General features: G+C 63.0%; 20 protein-coding genes and 1 pseudogene. 14 read left to right on the top strand and 7 right to left on the bottom strand.

The genetic code is table 11. The features are described from left to right. Window positions 1-46 precede the first annotated feature (46 nt). Complete coding sequence (locus HHL25_RS07630; RefSeq protein ID WP_169588747.1) at window positions 47-1,699, top strand: acyl-CoA dehydrogenase family protein; 1,653 nt, start codon at window positions 47-49, stop codon at window positions 1,697-1,699. On the opposite strand, the gene HHL25_RS07625 is transcribed toward HHL25_RS07630, so the two are convergent. Further along, window positions 1,681-2,616 (bottom strand): AEC family transporter, encoded by a 936-nt coding sequence (locus tag HHL25_RS07625; protein ID WP_169588745.1) that lies wholly within the window; start codon window positions 2,614-2,616, stop codon window positions 1,681-1,683. The genes HHL25_RS07630 and HHL25_RS07625 overlap by 19 nt on opposite strands. Window positions 2,617-2,864: 248 nt before the next feature. Between HHL25_RS07625 and HHL25_RS07620 the strand changes: the two genes are divergently transcribed. Both HHL25_RS07620 and HHL25_RS07615 read left to right on the top strand, forming a co-directional pair. Then, window positions 2,865-3,044, top strand: a complete 180-nt coding sequence (locus tag HHL25_RS07620; RefSeq protein WP_390624500.1) for a hypothetical protein — start codon at window positions 2,865-2,867, stop codon at window positions 3,042-3,044. Beyond that, window positions 3,041-3,376: a DUF6105 family protein gene (locus tag HHL25_RS07615; RefSeq protein WP_169588740.1), complete on the top strand. Its 336-nt coding sequence runs from the start codon at window positions 3,041-3,043 to the stop codon at window positions 3,374-3,376. The genes HHL25_RS07620 and HHL25_RS07615 overlap by 4 nt, the downstream gene beginning before the upstream one ends. Here HHL25_RS07615 and ruvX read toward each other — a convergent pair. Both ruvX and HHL25_RS07605 read right to left on the bottom strand, forming a co-directional pair. Beyond that, window positions 3,310-3,807, bottom strand: a complete 498-nt coding sequence (gene ruvX, locus HHL25_RS07610) for a Holliday junction resolvase RuvX (protein ID WP_169588738.1) — start codon at window positions 3,805-3,807, stop codon at window positions 3,310-3,312. The two genes, HHL25_RS07615 and ruvX, sit on opposite strands and share 67 nt — an antisense overlap. Window positions 3,808-3,824: 17 nt before the next feature. Next, window positions 3,825-4,124, bottom strand: a complete 300-nt coding sequence (locus tag HHL25_RS07605; protein ID WP_169588736.1) for an alkylphosphonate utilization protein — start codon at window positions 4,122-4,124, stop codon at window positions 3,825-3,827. Between the two features lie 204 nt (window positions 4,125-4,328). Between HHL25_RS07605 and HHL25_RS07600 the strand changes: the two genes are divergently transcribed. The 3 genes from HHL25_RS07600 to gatA all read left to right on the top strand — a co-directional run bounded on the left by HHL25_RS07600 (window position 4,329) and on the right by gatA (window position 6,963). Continuing rightward, complete coding sequence (locus HHL25_RS07600; protein ID WP_169588734.1) at window positions 4,329-5,033, top strand: metal-dependent hydrolase; 705 nt, start codon at window positions 4,329-4,331, stop codon at window positions 5,031-5,033. 69 nt (window positions 5,034-5,102) lie between these two features. After that, a complete protein-coding gene (gene gatC / locus HHL25_RS07595; RefSeq protein WP_169588732.1) occupies window positions 5,103-5,390 on the top strand; it encodes an Asp-tRNA(Asn)/Glu-tRNA(Gln) amidotransferase subunit GatC in 288 nt (95 codons plus the stop codon). Window positions 5,391-5,481: 91 nt separating this feature from the next. Continuing rightward, a complete protein-coding gene (gene gatA, locus HHL25_RS07590; RefSeq protein ID WP_169588730.1) occupies window positions 5,482-6,963 on the top strand; it encodes an Asp-tRNA(Asn)/Glu-tRNA(Gln) amidotransferase subunit GatA in 1,482 nt (493 codons plus the stop codon). Between the two features lie 57 nt (window positions 6,964-7,020). Here gatA and HHL25_RS07585 read toward each other — a convergent pair whose 3' ends face one another. After that, window positions 7,021-7,278, bottom strand: a complete 258-nt coding sequence (locus HHL25_RS07585) for a YjhX family toxin (RefSeq protein WP_169588728.1) — start codon at window positions 7,276-7,278, stop codon at window positions 7,021-7,023. 431 nt (window positions 7,279-7,709) lie between these two features. Here HHL25_RS07585 and HHL25_RS07580 point away from each other — a divergent pair, with 431 nt between their 5' ends. Beyond that, on the top strand, window positions 7,710-8,219 hold the full coding sequence (locus HHL25_RS07580; protein ID WP_169588726.1) for a GNAT family N-acetyltransferase: 510 nt from the start codon (window positions 7,710-7,712) through the stop codon (window positions 8,217-8,219). Here HHL25_RS07580 and HHL25_RS07575 read toward each other — a convergent pair. After that, window positions 8,216-8,629 (bottom strand): DUF1294 domain-containing protein, encoded by a 414-nt coding sequence (locus tag HHL25_RS07575; protein ID WP_246701703.1) that lies wholly within the window; start codon window positions 8,627-8,629, stop codon window positions 8,216-8,218. The genes HHL25_RS07580 and HHL25_RS07575 overlap by 4 nt on opposite strands. Window positions 8,630-8,697: 68 nt before the next feature. Here HHL25_RS07575 and gatB point away from each other — a divergent pair, with 68 nt between their 5' ends. After that, entirely contained in the window at window positions 8,698-10,203 is a 1,506-nt protein-coding gene (gene gatB / locus HHL25_RS07570) for an Asp-tRNA(Asn)/Glu-tRNA(Gln) amidotransferase subunit GatB (protein WP_169588724.1), read from the top strand. Window positions 10,204-10,206: 3 nt separating this feature from the next. Further along, window positions 10,207-10,704 (top strand): GNAT family N-acetyltransferase, encoded by a 498-nt coding sequence (locus HHL25_RS07565; protein ID WP_169588722.1) that lies wholly within the window; start codon window positions 10,207-10,209, stop codon window positions 10,702-10,704. A gap of 24 nt (window positions 10,705-10,728) precedes the next feature. On the opposite strand, the gene HHL25_RS07560 is transcribed toward HHL25_RS07565, so the two are convergent. Then, the gene (locus HHL25_RS07560) at window positions 10,729-11,166 is read right to left on the bottom strand and encodes a hypothetical protein (protein ID WP_169588720.1); all 438 of its coding nucleotides are present in this window, start codon (window positions 11,164-11,166) and stop codon (window positions 10,729-10,731) included. Window positions 11,167-11,225: 59 nt separating this feature from the next. Here HHL25_RS07560 and HHL25_RS07555 point away from each other — a divergent pair, with 59 nt between their 5' ends. The 5 genes from HHL25_RS07555 to HHL25_RS07535 all read left to right on the top strand — a co-directional run bounded on the left by HHL25_RS07555 (window position 11,226) and on the right by HHL25_RS07535 (window position 14,507). Further along, on the top strand, window positions 11,226-11,693 hold the full coding sequence (locus HHL25_RS07555) for a GNAT family N-acetyltransferase (RefSeq protein ID WP_169588718.1): 468 nt from the start codon (window positions 11,226-11,228) through the stop codon (window positions 11,691-11,693). A gap of 104 nt (window positions 11,694-11,797) precedes the next feature. After that, entirely contained in the window at window positions 11,798-12,196 is a 399-nt protein-coding gene (locus HHL25_RS07550; protein ID WP_169588716.1) for an NADH:ubiquinone oxidoreductase subunit NDUFA12, read from the top strand. An 85-nt stretch (window positions 12,197-12,281) separates the two neighbouring features. Further along, complete coding sequence (locus tag HHL25_RS23475) at window positions 12,282-13,121, top strand: DUF2155 domain-containing protein (RefSeq protein ID WP_246701702.1); 840 nt, start codon at window positions 12,282-12,284, stop codon at window positions 13,119-13,121. Window positions 13,122-13,305: 184 nt separating this feature from the next. Then, window positions 13,306-13,545: a hypothetical protein gene (locus HHL25_RS07540; protein ID WP_169588714.1), complete on the top strand. Its 240-nt coding sequence runs from the start codon at window positions 13,306-13,308 to the stop codon at window positions 13,543-13,545. A gap of 482 nt (window positions 13,546-14,027) precedes the next feature. Beyond that, entirely contained in the window at window positions 14,028-14,507 is a 480-nt protein-coding gene (locus HHL25_RS07535; RefSeq protein ID WP_169588712.1) for a VOC family protein, read from the top strand. 55 nt (window positions 14,508-14,562) lie between these two features. Here the strand turns inward: HHL25_RS07535 and HHL25_RS07530 are convergent. Beyond that, window positions 14,563-15,039 (bottom strand): annotated as a pseudogene (locus HHL25_RS07530) (TOPRIM nucleotidyl transferase/hydrolase domain-containing protein); the annotation flags it as partial. Window positions 15,040-15,042 lie beyond the last annotated feature (3 nt).

Raw genomic sequence — 15,042 nt, 5'->3', positions numbered from 1 at the left:
GCGCGGTCCCCATGTTAAATCAATCAATTTCGTCTAGAAGATCGGCATGAGCTCTATGAACCGGACTGAAGAAAAACTCGCGGAACTGAACCAGCCAAAACCCTGGTCCGGTATCAATGCCTATCGTTCCGACCCCCTGATCGTCGATCTGACGGCCGGACTTTCGCGCGCCCTGCGCGAGGAATACGACGTCATCGGCAAGTACGTGACCTCCCACGAGGCGCAGGAACTGGCGCGCATGGCCAACCAGAGCCCGCCGCAGCTTCGCACCCATGGCGTGCGCGGCGAGAGGCTCGACGTCGTCGAGTTCCATCCTGCCTGGCACGCCCTGATGCGTCGGTCGATGTCGGTCGGCTTGCATTCCTCCGTCTGGGAGAACCAGCCGGATGCCCGTGGTCACGAACACCTGGCCCGAGCCGTGCGCTTCTTCCTGACCGCCCAGCTCGAATGCGGCCATCTCTGCCCGCTGACCATGACGAGTGCCTCGGTGGCCGCCCTGGTCGCCTCGCCGCAGGTGCAGAAGGAGTGGGTTCCGAAGATCCTCGCCCGCAAATACGACTCCTCCAACAAGCCCGCCATGCAGAAGACGGCCGTCACCATCGGCATGGGCATGACGGAGAAGCAGGGCGGGACCGACGTGCGCGCCAACACCACCGCCGGCGAGCGGGTCGGCGAGGGCATCTATCGCCTGTCCGGTCACAAGTGGTTCATGTCCGCGCCGATGAGCGATGCCTTCGTCATGCTCGCCCAGACCAAGGACGGCATGGGCTGTTTCCTCGTTCCGCGGCTGCTCGAGGACAGTTCGGCCAATGGACTGCAGTTCCAGCGCCTGAAGGACAAGATCGGCAATCGCTCGAACGCGTCTTCCGAAGTCGAGTTCTCCGATGCCTTCGGTTTCCTCCTCGGCACGCCGGGTGACGGGATCCGCACCATCCTCGACATGGTGACGCTGACGCGCCTCGATTGCGCGCTCGCATCCGCCGGCATCATGCGCGCGTCTATGGCCGAAGCCGTGCACCACGTGCGCGGCCGCTCCGTCTTCGGCAAGAAGCTGATCGACCAGCCGATCATGACGCGGGTGCTTGCCGACATGGCGCTCGACGTGGCTGCGGCCACGGCGCTTGCCTTCAAGCTTGCCGACTCGTTCGACCGCGCCCGCGAGAACGCCGTCGACGCCGCCTATGCGCGGGTGATGACGCCGGTGGTCAAATACTGGATCTGCAAGATCGCGCCGGCCCTCATCTACGAGGCCATGGAGAGCATCGGCGGCAGCGGCTACATCGAGGAGCGGCCGATCGCGCGTCACTACCGCGAGGCCCCGGTCAACGCGATCTGGGAAGGCTCCGGCAATGTCATGGCGCTTGACGTTCTGCGGGTGCTCAGTCGCGGCAAGGACCTGTTCGAGACCATTTTCGCCGGCCTTGAGCGGGATCTGGGCGCCTCCGGCAAGAAGACCGTCGAGGTCCTGCGCGTCGCAACCGCTCTTGCCGAGCGGGACGAGGGAGCTGCCCGCCTGTTGATCGAGCAACTCGCACTCGCGGCGGCTGCCGCCGAGCTCTACAAGCTCGGTGCCGGCAAGATCGCCGACGCCTTCCTCGAATCACGTCTCGCGGGCGGCTGGCGTCACACCTATGGTGTGCTCGACGCCCGGTTCGACGCCCGCTACGTGCTCGACCTGCTCTATCCCGCGGCGAGCTGACTGGCGAAGTAGAGGACCAGCGGAATGGTGAACACTGCGGCGACCGTCTGGACGGTCGCCGTTGCCGCATAGAGCGGTGCGTCTCCGCCCATCTGCTTGGCAAGGATATAGCCGTTCATAGCCGTCGGCACGGCCGCGCTGAGGATCAGCATAACCAGCGCCTCTCCCTCGACGCCGAAGAAAAGGGCCGTGCCCGCCATCACCAGCGGAAAGACCAGCAGCTTGAGCGCCGAGCCGAGCAGCACGTTCGGCTGCGGTCTCAGCGCGTCCATCACTCTCAGGCCTGCGCCGACCATGATCAGTCCGAGGCCGAGCGACGAATTGGCGACCAGTTCGACTGCGGTCATGACTGGTTCGTAGACCGGGATCCTGAAAAGATTGACCAGCACGCCGAAGGCCGATCCGAGGATGATCGGGTTGGAGACGATCTTCAGGGCGAAATCACGAAGGCTTCGGCCGTTGCCCGAAAACCAGATCATCACGGCGACATTGATGACGTTGAGCGGAATGATGATCACCGCCATCACCACCGCAACCACGGTCAATCCGACCGGGCCGGAGAGCTTCTCGGCGATGGCCAGTGCCATGAAGCCGTTCCAGCGCGTCGCGGTCTGGAAGATCGAGGTGAAGGCCGGCCCCTCGATCCCGAACCGGTTGAGGGGGCGCCAGAGCGCAAGCACCAGGGCGGACATGATCCCGACGGCGGCAAGCGCGCTCGCACTGACATCTCCGGTATCCATGGCGGCGAAATCGGCCTTGGCGAGCGTTTCGAAGAGCAGGGCAGGGAAGAGGACATAGAATCCGAACTGCTCGAGCCCGTCCCAGAGGCTGTCATTGATGAGCGGCCAGCGCTTGAGGAGCGCACCTAGCAGCACCAGCAGGAAGATCGGCAGGACGCTTTCGAAGATCACGAGCATGCTTTGGCTTTCCGCTGCCGATTGGGGACCGGGAACGTACCTAGCAGTTCGCCATGCGCGTACGCAAACCCGCGCCCGCCACCGATCGAGAAGAGTTGAACGGGGATCGTGGCCCCCGAGACTTGCAGGTTATCCCCAACGCCCGTTAACCTTAACAAAGGGTTTACGTTGCGAGCCTCGGGTTAACAGGCCAGTCTTTCTTCAAGACAAGGAAGGCGGGCAGGCGGATCGCAATGGGAACCGGATTGGTGAGAGTGACGTTGACCGTCGTCATGGTTGCTTTTTTTGCCGGCCTCGCATTGGACATCGCGGTCCCGACGGTCGTGCTCGGCGCCATGGCGGTGTCGAACTGGCTGGTCCAGTCCTGGCCCGAATCGCTTTCGGGCGGCTGGTCCTTGTCACGGCGATGGAAGGGAACACCCGCGTGAAAGTCTTTTTGGTCCTGTGGGCACTTCCGATCCTGCTGCTTGGCAGCTGGTACAGTCTTTCCTACTACGACATGAATTTCGGCATCTTCATGCTGACCCGGCAGGCACATGACCTGGTGTTTGCCGTCTACGGCCACGCGCTCGGCCTGCCGCCGGAGACCATTCCGCCGCTGGTGGCGCGCGCCATCGTGGTCGACAGCGCCATCGTCTTCTCGATTATTGCATTTCGTCGTCGCAGGAAGATAGCTGCCTGGTGGGCGGCCCGTCAGTCGGCGTCCGATCCCCGCGCGGCCGTTTTGCCGAGCATCGACAGCCTGTCCAAGGCGCCCTGAAGGATGAAGCTCGCCGCGGCGGAATCGATCCGCTCGCTGCGCTTGGCCCGCGATACGTCCATCTCCAGCAAAGCCCGTTCGGCCGCGACCGTCGACAGCCTTTCGTCCCAGAAGATGAAGGGAATGTCGGTCTTTTCCGACATCGAGCGCACGAAGGCTCGGGTGGCCTGGACACGGGGTCCGGCAGACCCGTCCATGTTCATCGGCAGCCCGATGACGAAGGCAGCGACGTTTTCCTTGGCGGCGAAGGCCAGCAGGACCTCTGCATCCTGAGTGAACTTCACCCGCTTGATGACGGTGCGCGGCGTGGCGAAGCGCCGCCCGAGGTCGGACATGGCGAGCCCGATGGTCTTGGTTCCGAGATCGAGCCCGGCAATCGCCTGTCGGGGCTGCAGCATGTCCGCGAGTTCTTCGATGGTGAGCGTGGTCATGCTGCTGCCCCGGCCAATCAGCGTTTGCGCACGAATTCGGTCCGGAGCACCAGTCCCTTGACCGTGTCGTGCCGGCAATCGATTTCCTCAGGATCCTCCGTCAGGCGGATCGACTTGATCACGGTTCCCTGCTTGAGGGTGGTGTTCGTGCCCTTGACCTTGAGGTCCTTGATCAGCGTTACGGAATCGCCGTCGGCCAGAACGTTGCCGGCGGCATCCTTGGCGACCGGCTTGCTGTTGGCCGCTGCTGCCATTTCGGAGGCCGGGCGCCATTCGCCGGTCACTTCGTCATATACATAATCGTCGTCGTCGGCCATTCTGGTCTCCTGTCGTAAAGGGTTGAGGTTCGGCCGGACGACCGGAGCGGTGAGGGCGGCCTTGCCAACCCGAAGGCTGGTAGCCGCGGCTTATCCTACACGTGGGCGGCGTGCAACAAGACGTGCCGGACGTTTGATGAGAACCCGGTTGCCGTCGACCGGGCATGGCATATATTCCGGGCAAAGCATCGAAGGGAGAACATCATGAAGATAACGTGGCTCGGCCATTCCGCATTTCGTGTCGACACGGCCAAGGCCAGCATCCTCATCGATCCGTTCTTCACCGGCAACCCCGGTTTTGTCGGTCTTGACCCCAAGGATGCGACGGCCGGCATCACCCACATCCTGCTGACCCACGGTCACGGCGACCACGTCGGAGACACGCTGCAGATCGCCAACGAGACGGGCGCCACGGTTGTCGCCAATTTCGATCTCTGCATGTGGCTGGCTCACAAGGGATTGAAGAATTTCTCACCCGGCAACACCGGGGGCACGATCGGTTTTGAAGGGTTCAGCGCGACCTTCACCAACGCTCTTCACTCGTCTGCCCATATCAGCGAGGATGGGGTTTCCCATTCGCTCGGCAGCGCCAACGGCCTGATGATGCATTTCGAAGGCGATGCCTCTCTGCTTCACATGGGCGACACCGACATCTTCTCCGATATGAAGCTGATCAACGAACTGCATCAGCCCGACATCGGCATCGTCCCGATCGGTGATCGTTTCACCATGGGCGGTGCCGTGGCCGCGCTCGCCTGCCAGCGCTTCTTCGATTTCAAGACGGCGATTCCTTGCCACTACGGCTCGTTTCCGATCATCGACCAGACCCCGGAGAAATTCGTCCTCGGTATGGAAGGCACCCGTACGCGGGTGGCTACGCCGGCGGCCGGTCATAGCGTCGACCTCTGACAAATCCCCCGTTGCGCCAGAGCTTTGCGGCCATTATAGCGGAGGAAACTAAAGACCTGGAGAATACCGATGTCCGTTGATCTCAAGACCGTCAAGCGCGTCGCGCATCTGGCTCGCATTGCCTTGAACGAGGAAGAAGCCCAGCGGATGATGGGTGAGCTCAACGGTATCCTCGGTTTCGTCGAGCAGCTTTCCGAGGTGGACGTCTCCGGTGTCGAGCCGATGACGTCCGTCACCCCGATGGCGATGAAGAAGCGCCAGGATGTCGTCAATGACGGCAACAAGGCCGACGACATCGTCGCCAATGCGCCGGAAACCGACCGCAACTTCTTCCTGGTGCCGAAGGTGGTTGAATAACCGGGGAGAGCGCCCGCCGCCTCCCGTCGCCGCCGATCCCGCTATCCGGGCGCTTCAAGCCGAGCGCCGCATTCTGAAGTGAACCGACCTCATGAGCGAACTGACCAGCCTCACCATTGCCGAAGCCCGCGCCAAACTGGCCGCGAAGGAGATCAAGGCCGTCGAACTGACCGATGCCTATATCCAGGCGATCGAGGCCGCCAATGACGTGATCAACGCCTATGTGACCGTGACGCCGGAAAAGGCCCGCGAGATGGCGAAGGCTTCCGATGCCCGCTATGCCGAAGGCAAGGCCGGCGCGCTCGAAGGCATCCCGCTCGGCATCAAGGACCTGTTTGCCACCCGCGACGTTCACACCCAGGCCTGCTCGGACATCCTGAACCGCTTCAAGCCGAAATACGAATCGACCGTCACGCAGAACCTCTGGGATGACGGCGCCGTGATGCTCGGCAAGCTCAACATGGACGAGTTCGCCATGGGCTCGTCCAACGAGACGTCCCATTACGGACCGGTCGTTAATCCTTGGAAGGCCAAGGGCTCCGACGAGAAGCTGGTGCCGGGTGGCTCGTCCGGCGGTTCGGCCGCTGCCGTGGCCGCCCATCTCTGCGCCGGCGCGACCGCGACCGACACGGGTGGATCGATCCGCCAGCCGGCAGCGTTTACCGGCACCGTCGGCATCAAGCCGACCTATGGCCGTTGCTCGCGCTGGGGCACGATCGCCTTCGCCTCCTCGCTCGATCAGGCCGGCCCGATCGCCCGCGACGTTCGCGATGCCGCAATCCTCCTGAAGTCGATGGCAAGCGTCGACGCGAAGGACACGACCTCCGTCGACCTGCCGGTTCCGGACTATGAGGCGGCGCTGGGCCAGTCGTTGAAGGGCATGAAGATCGGTATCCCGAAGGAATACCGCGTCGATGGCATGCCGGGCGAGATCGAGACGCTGTGGAGCCAGGGCATCTCCTGGCTGAAGGATGCCGGCGCCGAGATCGTCGACATCTCGCTCCCGCACACCAAGTATGCGCTCCCGGCTTACTACATCGTCGCGCCCGCCGAGGCCTCGTCGAACCTGGCCCGCTACGACGGCGTGCGCTACGGCCTGCGCGTCGACGGCAAGGACATTGCCGACATGTATGAGAAGACCCGCGCCGCCGGCTTCGGCACCGAGGTCAAGCGCCGCATCATGATCGGTACCTATGTGCTCTCGGCCGGCTACTATGACGCTTATTACCTGCAGGCCCAGAAGGTCCGCACGCTGATCAAGCGTGATTTCGAACTGGCCTTCCACGCCGGCGTCGATGCGATCCTGACCCCGGCAACTCCGTCTTCCGCCTTTGCCATCGGCGACAAGGAACTGGCTGCCGATCCGGTCAAGATGTACCTCAACGACATCTTCACGGTGACGGTCAACATGGCCGGCCTGCCCGGTCTGTCGGTTCCCGCCGGCCTCGACTCGAAGGGCCTGCCGCTCGGCCTGCAGCTGATCGGCAAGCCGTTCGAAGAGGAAACCCTCTTCAAGACCGCCCACGTCATCGAACAGGCCGCCGGCAAGTTCACCCCGGCGAAGTGGTGGTAATCCGCGCGCTATCGAAATGCAAAAAAGCGGCGCCCAGGGGCGCCGCTTTCGTTTCCGCTACCTGTTGTCCGGCTGTGACCGGACCAGCACCAAGCCACGTTCTGTGATGCGGTAGGGTTTGCCGCCTTGTGACCTGATGGCCTTTTTCTGTTTCAGCTTGCGGAAGGCGATCACGTCGAGGCCGGTGAACATCCAGCCTTCGCGGGTGAAGAGCTGGATCTTCTCTATTCTGTGGTTTTCGTCGCGGGTGATTTCGATGCGCCCGCCCTGGGCGAGCAGGTGGAGGATGCGCTGTTCGGCGCGAGAGATGTCCATGATTGTCGATCCGGATAGCGCTCTTGAAGAGCGCATGAAAAACCGTTTCCGGCGCCGTGCGGCGTCGGGGCTATGCGTTTTTCACTGGCCCGTGCGCGCGGATCGGAATTGATCGCGGGCAGGGGCCCTTACCGGGTCTCGGACGAACCGAACATCCACACTCCATTGGTTGCATACTCAACATGGGCGCGCCGCCTGTCTTCGTCAACCACCTGAGCCGCGGCGGGACGTCTTGTCGCGGTGCCGTGGTGATTCGGTCACAAGGCCTTCTCGCCGGACGAGAATGGTTCCGCATGTTCGAGGAGTATCCGGGACGATGCGCCAAGGCATTGATGTGTATGCATAATATGCGCTGGAAGACTATCGTTCGGGTTCAAGACTGGAAAATGGCTTCCTCGGATGGTCTACTGCGATCGAAGGATGGACCGCCGATGATCACCATACGCAATGCGCGCCGCGACGAGGCGGACCTGTTGGCCGAGATCGGCCTTCGGGCCTGGGAAAAGGCGATGGTCCTCGTCGGCGAGACCAAGTCGATGGTCGAAAGCGCCCGCAGCGCCTTCGTCAACTTCACCCACAGTGAGTGGCTGACGATTTCGGTGATCGACAAGAACGGCCAGCCGGCCGGCTGGGCGGCGCGGGAACATCTTGACGAGAACATCACTGATTTCTGGATCGATCCTGATTTTCAGCGGCAGGGTCTGGGGACCGCGCTACTCGCCGAGATCGAGAAAGAAATCGTCCATCAGGGATTTACCAGGGCGAGCCTTCAGACACACGCGATGAATGTCGAGGCAGTCGGCTTTTTCGAGAAGCATGGCTACGCGGTCCACTGGCTGACCACGGCCTACAATCCCAAGCTCGACCGCGACATCCAGTCGGTCGGCCTGTCGAAACAGCTCGCCGCGCCTGCCGTCCCGGCCTATGGCCAGGAGTTCTAGAAGCCGCGGAAAATCGTGAGGGTCGAGCGGATGGCCGCGAGCGCCGGGCCTGGAGCGAGAACCGCCACGCCGATGATGACCGTTTGCAGAATGAAGAGTACCGGCAGCGCTACCCGGAATGGCGGCTTGCGCGTCTTGTGGCGCATGAGGCGCTGGCAGAGGAAGGCGCCCGCGCCTCCGCCGAAGAAGGCAAGGCCAAGAAGCGTGTCTTCCCGGATCCGCCAATCACCGTTTTGTGCTGCCAGCTTGTCCCAGGCGTATACGCAGAAGACCACGACGTTGTAGAGCGCGAGGATAGCAAGGAGGGTTAGGCTCGTTTCGCTTGGCATCGAGCCATGATGGCCGATCCGGATTAACGCTTGGCAAAGTCCGCCGCACCTGTCCCGCGATCGCTCGTCCAGGCCCGACAAGCCTTGCGCCTCCGCACCATTTGCTCTACCTCAACCGATACGAAAACAACGCATGACACGAGCAGCCGATGACCCTTGTTGACACCCGCACGCCCGATCCGAAACGCCTCATCCCGGGAGCAACCGGCGACTGGGAAATCGTTATCGGCATGGAAGTCCACGCCCAGGTGATGAGCCAGTCGAAGCTCTTCTCCGGCGCTTCGACGACCTTCGGGAATGCGCCGAACGCCAACGTCTCGCTCGTCGATGCCGCCATGCCCGGCATGCTGCCCGTGATCAACGAGGAATGCGTGGCGCAGGCCGTGCGCACCGGCCTCGGCCTCAAGGCCCAGATCAACAAGCGCTCGATCTTCGATCGCAAGAACTATTTCTATCCGGACCTGCCGCAGGGCTACCAGATCTCGCAGTTCAAGGACCCGATCGTCGGCGAAGGCAAGATCATCATCTCGCTCGGACCGGACCGCCAGGGCAATTTCGAGGACATCGAGATCGGCATCGAGCGTCTGCATCTCGAACAGGATGCCGGCAAATCGATGCATGACCAGCATCCGACCATGTCCTACGTGGATCTCAACCGCTCCGGCGTCGCCCTGATGGAGATCGTGTCGAAGCCCGACATGCGCTCCTCCGACGAAGCCAAGGCCTACATGACCAAGCTGCGCTCGATCGTGCGCTATCTCGGCACCTGCGACGGCAACATGGACGAGGGCTCGATGCGCGCCGACGTCAACGTCTCCGTGCGCAAGCCAGGCGGCGAGTTCGGCACGCGCTGCGAGATCAAGAACGTCAACTCGATCCGCTTCATCGGCCAGGCGATCGAATACGAGGCCCGTCGCCAGATCGCTATTCTGGAAGACGGCGGCTCTATCGACCAGGAAACCCGCCTGTTCGACCCGAACAAGGGCGAGACCCGTTCGATGCGCTCGAAGGAAGACGCGCACGACTACCGCTATTTTCCCGATCCGGACCTGCTGCCGCTCGAATTCGACGATGCCTTCATCGAGAACCTGAAGAAGGACCTGCCGGAACTGCCGGACGACAAGAAGGCCCGTTTCGTCCGCGAGCTAGGCCTGTCGGTCTACGACGCCTCCGTGCTCGTCTCGGAAAAGGCGATCGCCGACTATTTCGAAGCCGTGGCCGAAGGCCGCGACGGCAAGACGGCCGCCAACTGGGTCATCAACGACCTCCTGGGTGCCTTGAACAAAGCCGGCAAAGCCATTGAAGAGACTCCGGTTTCGCCCGCCCAGCTCGGCGGCATCATCGACCTGATCAAGGCCGAGACCATCTCCGGCAAGATCGCCAAGGACCTCTTCGAGATCGTCTGGAACGAAGGCGGCGATCCAGCCGAAATCGTCGAAGCGCGCGGCATGAAGCAGGTCACCGACACCGGCGCCATCGAAAAGGCCGTTGACGAGATCATCGCCGCCAACCCCGACCAGGTCGCCAAGGTGCTGGCCAAGCCGACGCTTGCCGGCTGGTTCGTCGGCCAGGTGATGAAGGCGACCGGCGGCAAGGCCAACCCGCAGGCCGTGCAGGCCCTCGTCAAGGCCAAGCTCGGCATCGTCGAGGAGTAGGCCTTGTTCTTCGTCCGCACCGCCAGCCTCAAGGATGCGGAAGCGCTCCGCACCCTGCTGTCGGACGCCTTTCACGCCACCTATGATGCGTTCTACGGTGAGCAGAAGGTGCGCGAGCTGGTCGACGCCTGGCACTCGATCCCGGCCCTGAAGGCCCGAATCGAGAAGAAGGGCGGCGAATTCCTGGTGGCCGATGACGGCCGCCGGCTCGGCGGCATGGCCTACGCGGCCATGTCCTCGAAATTGGCGAAGACGGCTTTCCTGCACCAGCTCTACGTCCATCCCTCATGCCTGCGCATGGGGATCGGCCGCGATCTCTTCGCCGAGCTCGAGAGCTGTTTTCCAGACGCCGAGATCATGCGGCTGGAAGTGGAGCCGAGGAATGCCGCCGCGATCGCCTTCTATGAGGCGCACGGCTTCGCCGAGGTCGACCGCACGACGAGCTGCGGCGGGCCTGACAGCGGCCTGCCGGCGATCGTCATGGAAAAACGCCTCGGCTGACAGCCTGCAGGTGTTTCGGCCCGATCAGTTGTCCATCGGTACTTCTTCCGACGTCCCGTCCTCGTCATAGGTCAGAACCGCCGTGCATTCGATAAGGTCCGGCCGCTTGACGTTGTCGCAGGCGACCTTGGCGGCGGCGAGTGCCAGTTCCTTGCTTTCCCAGCCGCACAGATACTCGTGCCAGTGCGGTCCCTCGGACGACTGCATGAAGACGTCGACGCTGAAGCGTGCCGGGAAGCAATAGGCCTGCTCCAGACAGTCTTCCGCCGTGCCACCACCGTCGATGCACTGTTTCTTGGCGCAGTCGAAGGCGCTGGCCGCGTCCTTGCCCGTGCACACCCCGCTCGACATTTCCGGCGCCTGGACGAAGGCGATGCCCTGTCGCCCGCCTTCCTCGGCGAAGGCCGTGGCCGCGACCATGGTCAGAGCAAAAATAGTGGTGCAAAACCGTCCGAGTGTCATACTGAGCGCCTCCCTCTGTTCCTAACGTCCGGACCGATTAACGCCGGGAAGGATGAAGCATGCAAGCGGGAACGATCGCGATCAGGCGAGCTACCGAAAATGATCTGGACGCCATCGTCGCAATCCTTGCCTCCGACGATGTCGGCGGCCACGGCGACACGACGGACGAGGCCGCGCGTGCCGACTATCTCGCCGCCTTCCGGACGCTCCAGCAGACGCCGCGGGAAACGCTCTACGTGGCCGAACGCGACGGCGAGGTCGTCGGCACCTTCCAGACCCTGTTGACCACCACGCTGTCGGGCCGCGGATCGACGGCGATGATCGTCGAGGCCGTGCATACGAGGTCCGATTGCCGGGGGCAGGGGATCGGCGCGGCGATGATCCGCCATTGCGTCGCAGAGGCCGAACGGCAGGGATTGCGCCTTGTCCAGCTGACCTCGAACGCGCGGCGCACCGACGCGCACCGCTTCTATGAGCGGCTCGGTTTTATCCGCAGCCATTTCGGCTTCAAGTACAAGCTGAAATGAGTGCCGCAACGCGGCGAATCACTGGACAACCGGCCGGGGAGGCGGCATAAGCGGAGAAAGATGACAAGCCGACTGCCGCAACCGGCACGGACCAAGGACGAGACATGAAGCAGCTTCTGTTGGAACTTTTCACCTGGTGGAACGGTCAGACCATGGGCACGCGGTTCTTCACCTGGCGCAAGGGCACGAAGGTCGGCGAAGACCAGTTCGGCAACATCTATTACGAAGGCGGCAAGACCACCTTCGGCCTGCCGCGCCGCTGGGTCATCTACAAGGGTTATGCGGACGCTTCCTCCATCCCGGCCGGCTGGCACGGCTGGATGCACTACCGCACCGACGTTCCGCCGTCGAAGGAAGACTACAAGGCCGCCGAATGGCAGAAGGGGCATCGCGCCAACCCGACCGGCACGGCCGCTGCCTACCGCCCCCAGGGTTCGATCGCCGCAACCGGCGAGCGTCCGCGCGTGACCGGCGACTACGACGCCTGGACCCCCGGCAACTGACACCCGATTTGGCCACATTTCGGTTCTAGGGCCTCTGTGTGGCGCCCGAGCTGCGAGCGGCGCCCACGGATTTGAAGGCTGGAGAATGGCAGACATGAAGCGTTTCGGGCGTGGCTCAACCCTTGCTGTGCTGGGCATGGCGGCCTTGTCCGTTTCCGCCGCGACGCTTGCCGGCATGGGAACCGCCCGGGCCGAGCGGATTTCCAATCCGGTCGCCGAATTTGCCGGCATCGACAAGATCACCGGCCGCATCACCTCCTTCGACGTCTATATCGACGAGACCGTGCAGTTCGGCGCCCTTCAGGTGACGCCGAAGGTCTGCTATTCGCGCGACGAGACCGAAGCGCAGAAGATCGACGGCTTCGTCGAGGTCGACGAAATCACCCTCGACCGCAAGATCCGCCGCATCTTCTCCGGCTGGATGTTCGCCGACAGCCCGGCGCTCAACGCCGTCGAACACGCGATCTATGACGTCTGGCTGACCGGCTGCAAGGAGAAGTCCGACGTGCCGGCGCCGCCCGGCGTGAAGGCCGCCCATGCGGCGCCCGAACCGACCAAGGCGGCAGCAGCCCCGGCGCCGGCAACCGATGGCACGGCCCAGCCGTCCGTCGATCCGGGCGCAGCCGCACCGGCAGACGCGGCACCCGCAGAGGGCCTGGCAGGGGAAGCCGCACCCGGCGTCGTGCCGCCCCTCGACGCGCCGCAGGAAATCCCGCAGGACGTGCCCGGCAACGCCTTGCCGCCGACCGATTTCCCGCAGGACGGCTTGCCCCAGGACGGCTTGCCCCAAAACGGCTTCCCTGAGGACGGCCAGCCGGTGCCCGAGGGGCAGTTGCTGCCGCCGGCTGATGTCGGAACGCCGCCCGGTGCCGGAGCCCCGCCGCCCGGTGCCGGAGCCCCGCCGCCCGGTGTCGGGCTTTACTGAGCCCGCACAGACCCTCACGTTTCACAAGTTAGACCTGGCCCTCCACGGCGCCCGTCTTCCGGCAGCTGAGCGGAAAGCGGCTTGAATGGCCATGTCCGCAACCCGGTTTGACGTCACGGTGCAATGCCGCGCTTGACAATGTCCTTGAATGAGAACAATTAGGGAACATACAGGAGTCTCGATTATGTCCCTTTCTGAAAAATTCATCGTCATGCCGTTCAAGAAGAACCGCGGAAACGTGGTGCCCGGCGAGATGCGCCAGGCCTCCAATGCGGTGTCTGCCGAAAAGATCGCCACCGCCATGTCGGCCCGCCATATCGGCGTCGCGGCCTATTCGGTGCAGGTGGACGAGGAGAGCGGCGACATGACGAGCCCGCGCCTGCTGGTCCAGTTCGGCGAAACGGCCGACCTGACGGCGGCGTAAGGCTCCCAAAGACTCCTCCCAAACCCTCCCCACAAGGGGGAGGGCTATCCGATATGGTACACCCCCCTCTGTCACTACGTGACATCTCCCCCTCAAGGGGGGAGAGCGTGGCGCCGCGTTTGCCGCTCTGTTCAGCACACGCCAGAGGCGGACGACAGGCCGGCGGCTCAGCCGGTCTCCCCCCTTGTGGGGGAGATGGCCGGCAGGCCAGAGGGGGTGCCCCGCGCCGCGGCCTCTCGTCCCCTCCCAAACCCTCCCCACAAGGGGGAGGGCTTAACCCGGCCAAACCCTCGTCGCCCGCGCCGCGATCCCACCCGGCTCCTTCGCGAGAGACGCCGCCCCACGTGTTCTCCCCCCTTGTGGGGGAGATGGCCGGCAGGCCAGAGGGGGGCTTCACTCCGATCGCGACCATCCACTCCCCTTGACGCAACCGTCTTTCAGGCGTGCAATGCAGGGATGTCCGGAGCCGGGGAGGAGAAACCATGGCCATTCCGAAGAACACCATCTGCCTGTGGTACGAGAAGGATGCCGAGGCCGCCGCCCGTTTCTACGCGGAAACCTTTCCCGACAGCCAGGTGAAGGCCGTCCACCGGGCGCCGAGCGACTATCCCTCCGGCAAGGCGGGCGATGTGCTGACCGTCGAATTCACCGTCGCCGGCATCCCCTGCCTCGGCCTCAACGGCGGCCCGGCCTTCCGGCAGTCGGAAGCCTTCTCCTTCCAGATCGCGACGGACGACCAGGAAGAGACCGACCGCTACTGGAACGCCATCGTCGGAAACGGCGGGCAGGAAAGCGCCTGCGGCTGGTGCAAGGACCGCTGGGGCCTCTCTTGGCAGATCACCCCGCGCACCCTGACCGAAGCCATGGCGGCGGGCGGCGATGAGGCGAAACGGGCGTTTGAAGCAATGATGGAGATGGGCAAGATCGACGTCGCGAAGATCGATGCGGCGAGAAGGGGGTGAGGGCGGAAGGCAAGTGATCTCTCTGCAGCCTAATATCACTTGGTAGTTGACCGAGCTATTCAGTAGCTATGGTGTCTATGATCGACTTCACTTCACTGCTCCTGCTGGAAGTCTCGTCGGAGAGAAAAGACGTAAGACGGTTTTGACAGAATTCGATCACGTGACTGAGGTCTTTTTCAGTGCCGAGGTAGATCTCAAGATTGCCTTCGCTGAGGATAAAGATTCGATCTTTCCTCAAATTAATCAGGTGCTGTTCCCAGTCTGGATTGGACCGCTTAAATTCTGAGATTTGTGCGGTTGTTTTAAGCTTTGTGCTTTTGCTTTCACGATAGTGCAAATTTACGATGTAGTCGAAGTCGGCAATTGCGTATACCCGCAGGCCGAAGCTTGTGAACAAGCTTCGCCATTTTTGAAGTTGCCCCTTTCCTCCCACGTGAAGAACCGAAATTTCTTGTTCGAGACTGAGGTGCCTCTCTTGAAGAAGTGCTCTGAAAAAATAGCGATCCGTCTCTCCTTCTACCAGGATCACCTTTTT

The sequence above is a fragment of the Rhizobium terricola genome (assembly GCF_012927355.1).
GTDB classification, from domain to species: domain Bacteria; phylum Pseudomonadota; class Alphaproteobacteria; order Rhizobiales; family Rhizobiaceae; genus Allorhizobium; species Allorhizobium terricola.
The sequence above is the reverse complement of the archived record's forward strand: the minus strand, read 5'-3'. Positions and strand labels throughout refer to the sequence as shown.

Bases quoted from the DNA above. Each gene is read 5' to 3' on its own strand.
- ruvX (WP_169588738.1), bottom strand. From the start codon at position 3,807: ATGACCACGCTCACCATCGAAGAACTCGCGGACATGCTGCAGCCCCGA.
- HHL25_RS07540 (WP_169588714.1), top strand. From the start codon at position 13,306: ATGTCCCTTTCTGAAAAATTCATCGTCATGCCGTTCAAGAAGAACCGC.
- gatA (WP_169588730.1), top strand. From the start codon at position 5,482: ATGAGCGAACTGACCAGCCTCACCATTGCCGAAGCCCGCGCCAAACTG.
- HHL25_RS07580 (WP_169588726.1), top strand. From the start codon at position 7,710: ATGATCACCATACGCAATGCGCGCCGCGACGAGGCGGACCTGTTGGCC.
- HHL25_RS07585 (WP_169588728.1), bottom strand. From the start codon at position 7,278: ATGGACATCTCTCGCGCCGAACAGCGCATCCTCCACCTGCTCGCCCAG.
- HHL25_RS07630 (WP_169588747.1), top strand. From the start codon at position 47: ATGAGCTCTATGAACCGGACTGAAGAAAAACTCGCGGAACTGAACCAG.
- HHL25_RS23475 (WP_246701702.1), top strand. From the start codon at position 12,282: ATGGCAGACATGAAGCGTTTCGGGCGTGGCTCAACCCTTGCTGTGCTG.
- gatC (WP_169588732.1), top strand. From the start codon at position 5,103: ATGTCCGTTGATCTCAAGACCGTCAAGCGCGTCGCGCATCTGGCTCGC.
- HHL25_RS07605 (WP_169588736.1), bottom strand. From the start codon at position 4,124: ATGGCCGACGACGACGATTATGTATATGACGAAGTGACCGGCGAATGG.
- HHL25_RS07535 (WP_169588712.1), top strand. From the start codon at position 14,028: ATGGCCATTCCGAAGAACACCATCTGCCTGTGGTACGAGAAGGATGCC.
- HHL25_RS07560 (WP_169588720.1), bottom strand. From the start codon at position 11,166: ATGACACTCGGACGGTTTTGCACCACTATTTTTGCTCTGACCATGGTC.
- gatB (WP_169588724.1), top strand. From the start codon at position 8,698: ATGACCCTTGTTGACACCCGCACGCCCGATCCGAAACGCCTCATCCCG.
- HHL25_RS07625 (WP_169588745.1), bottom strand. From the start codon at position 2,616: ATGCTCGTGATCTTCGAAAGCGTCCTGCCGATCTTCCTGCTGGTGCTG.
- HHL25_RS07550 (WP_169588716.1), top strand. From the start codon at position 11,798: ATGAAGCAGCTTCTGTTGGAACTTTTCACCTGGTGGAACGGTCAGACC.
- HHL25_RS07555 (WP_169588718.1), top strand. From the start codon at position 11,226: ATGCAAGCGGGAACGATCGCGATCAGGCGAGCTACCGAAAATGATCTG.
- HHL25_RS07600 (WP_169588734.1), top strand. From the start codon at position 4,329: ATGAAGATAACGTGGCTCGGCCATTCCGCATTTCGTGTCGACACGGCC.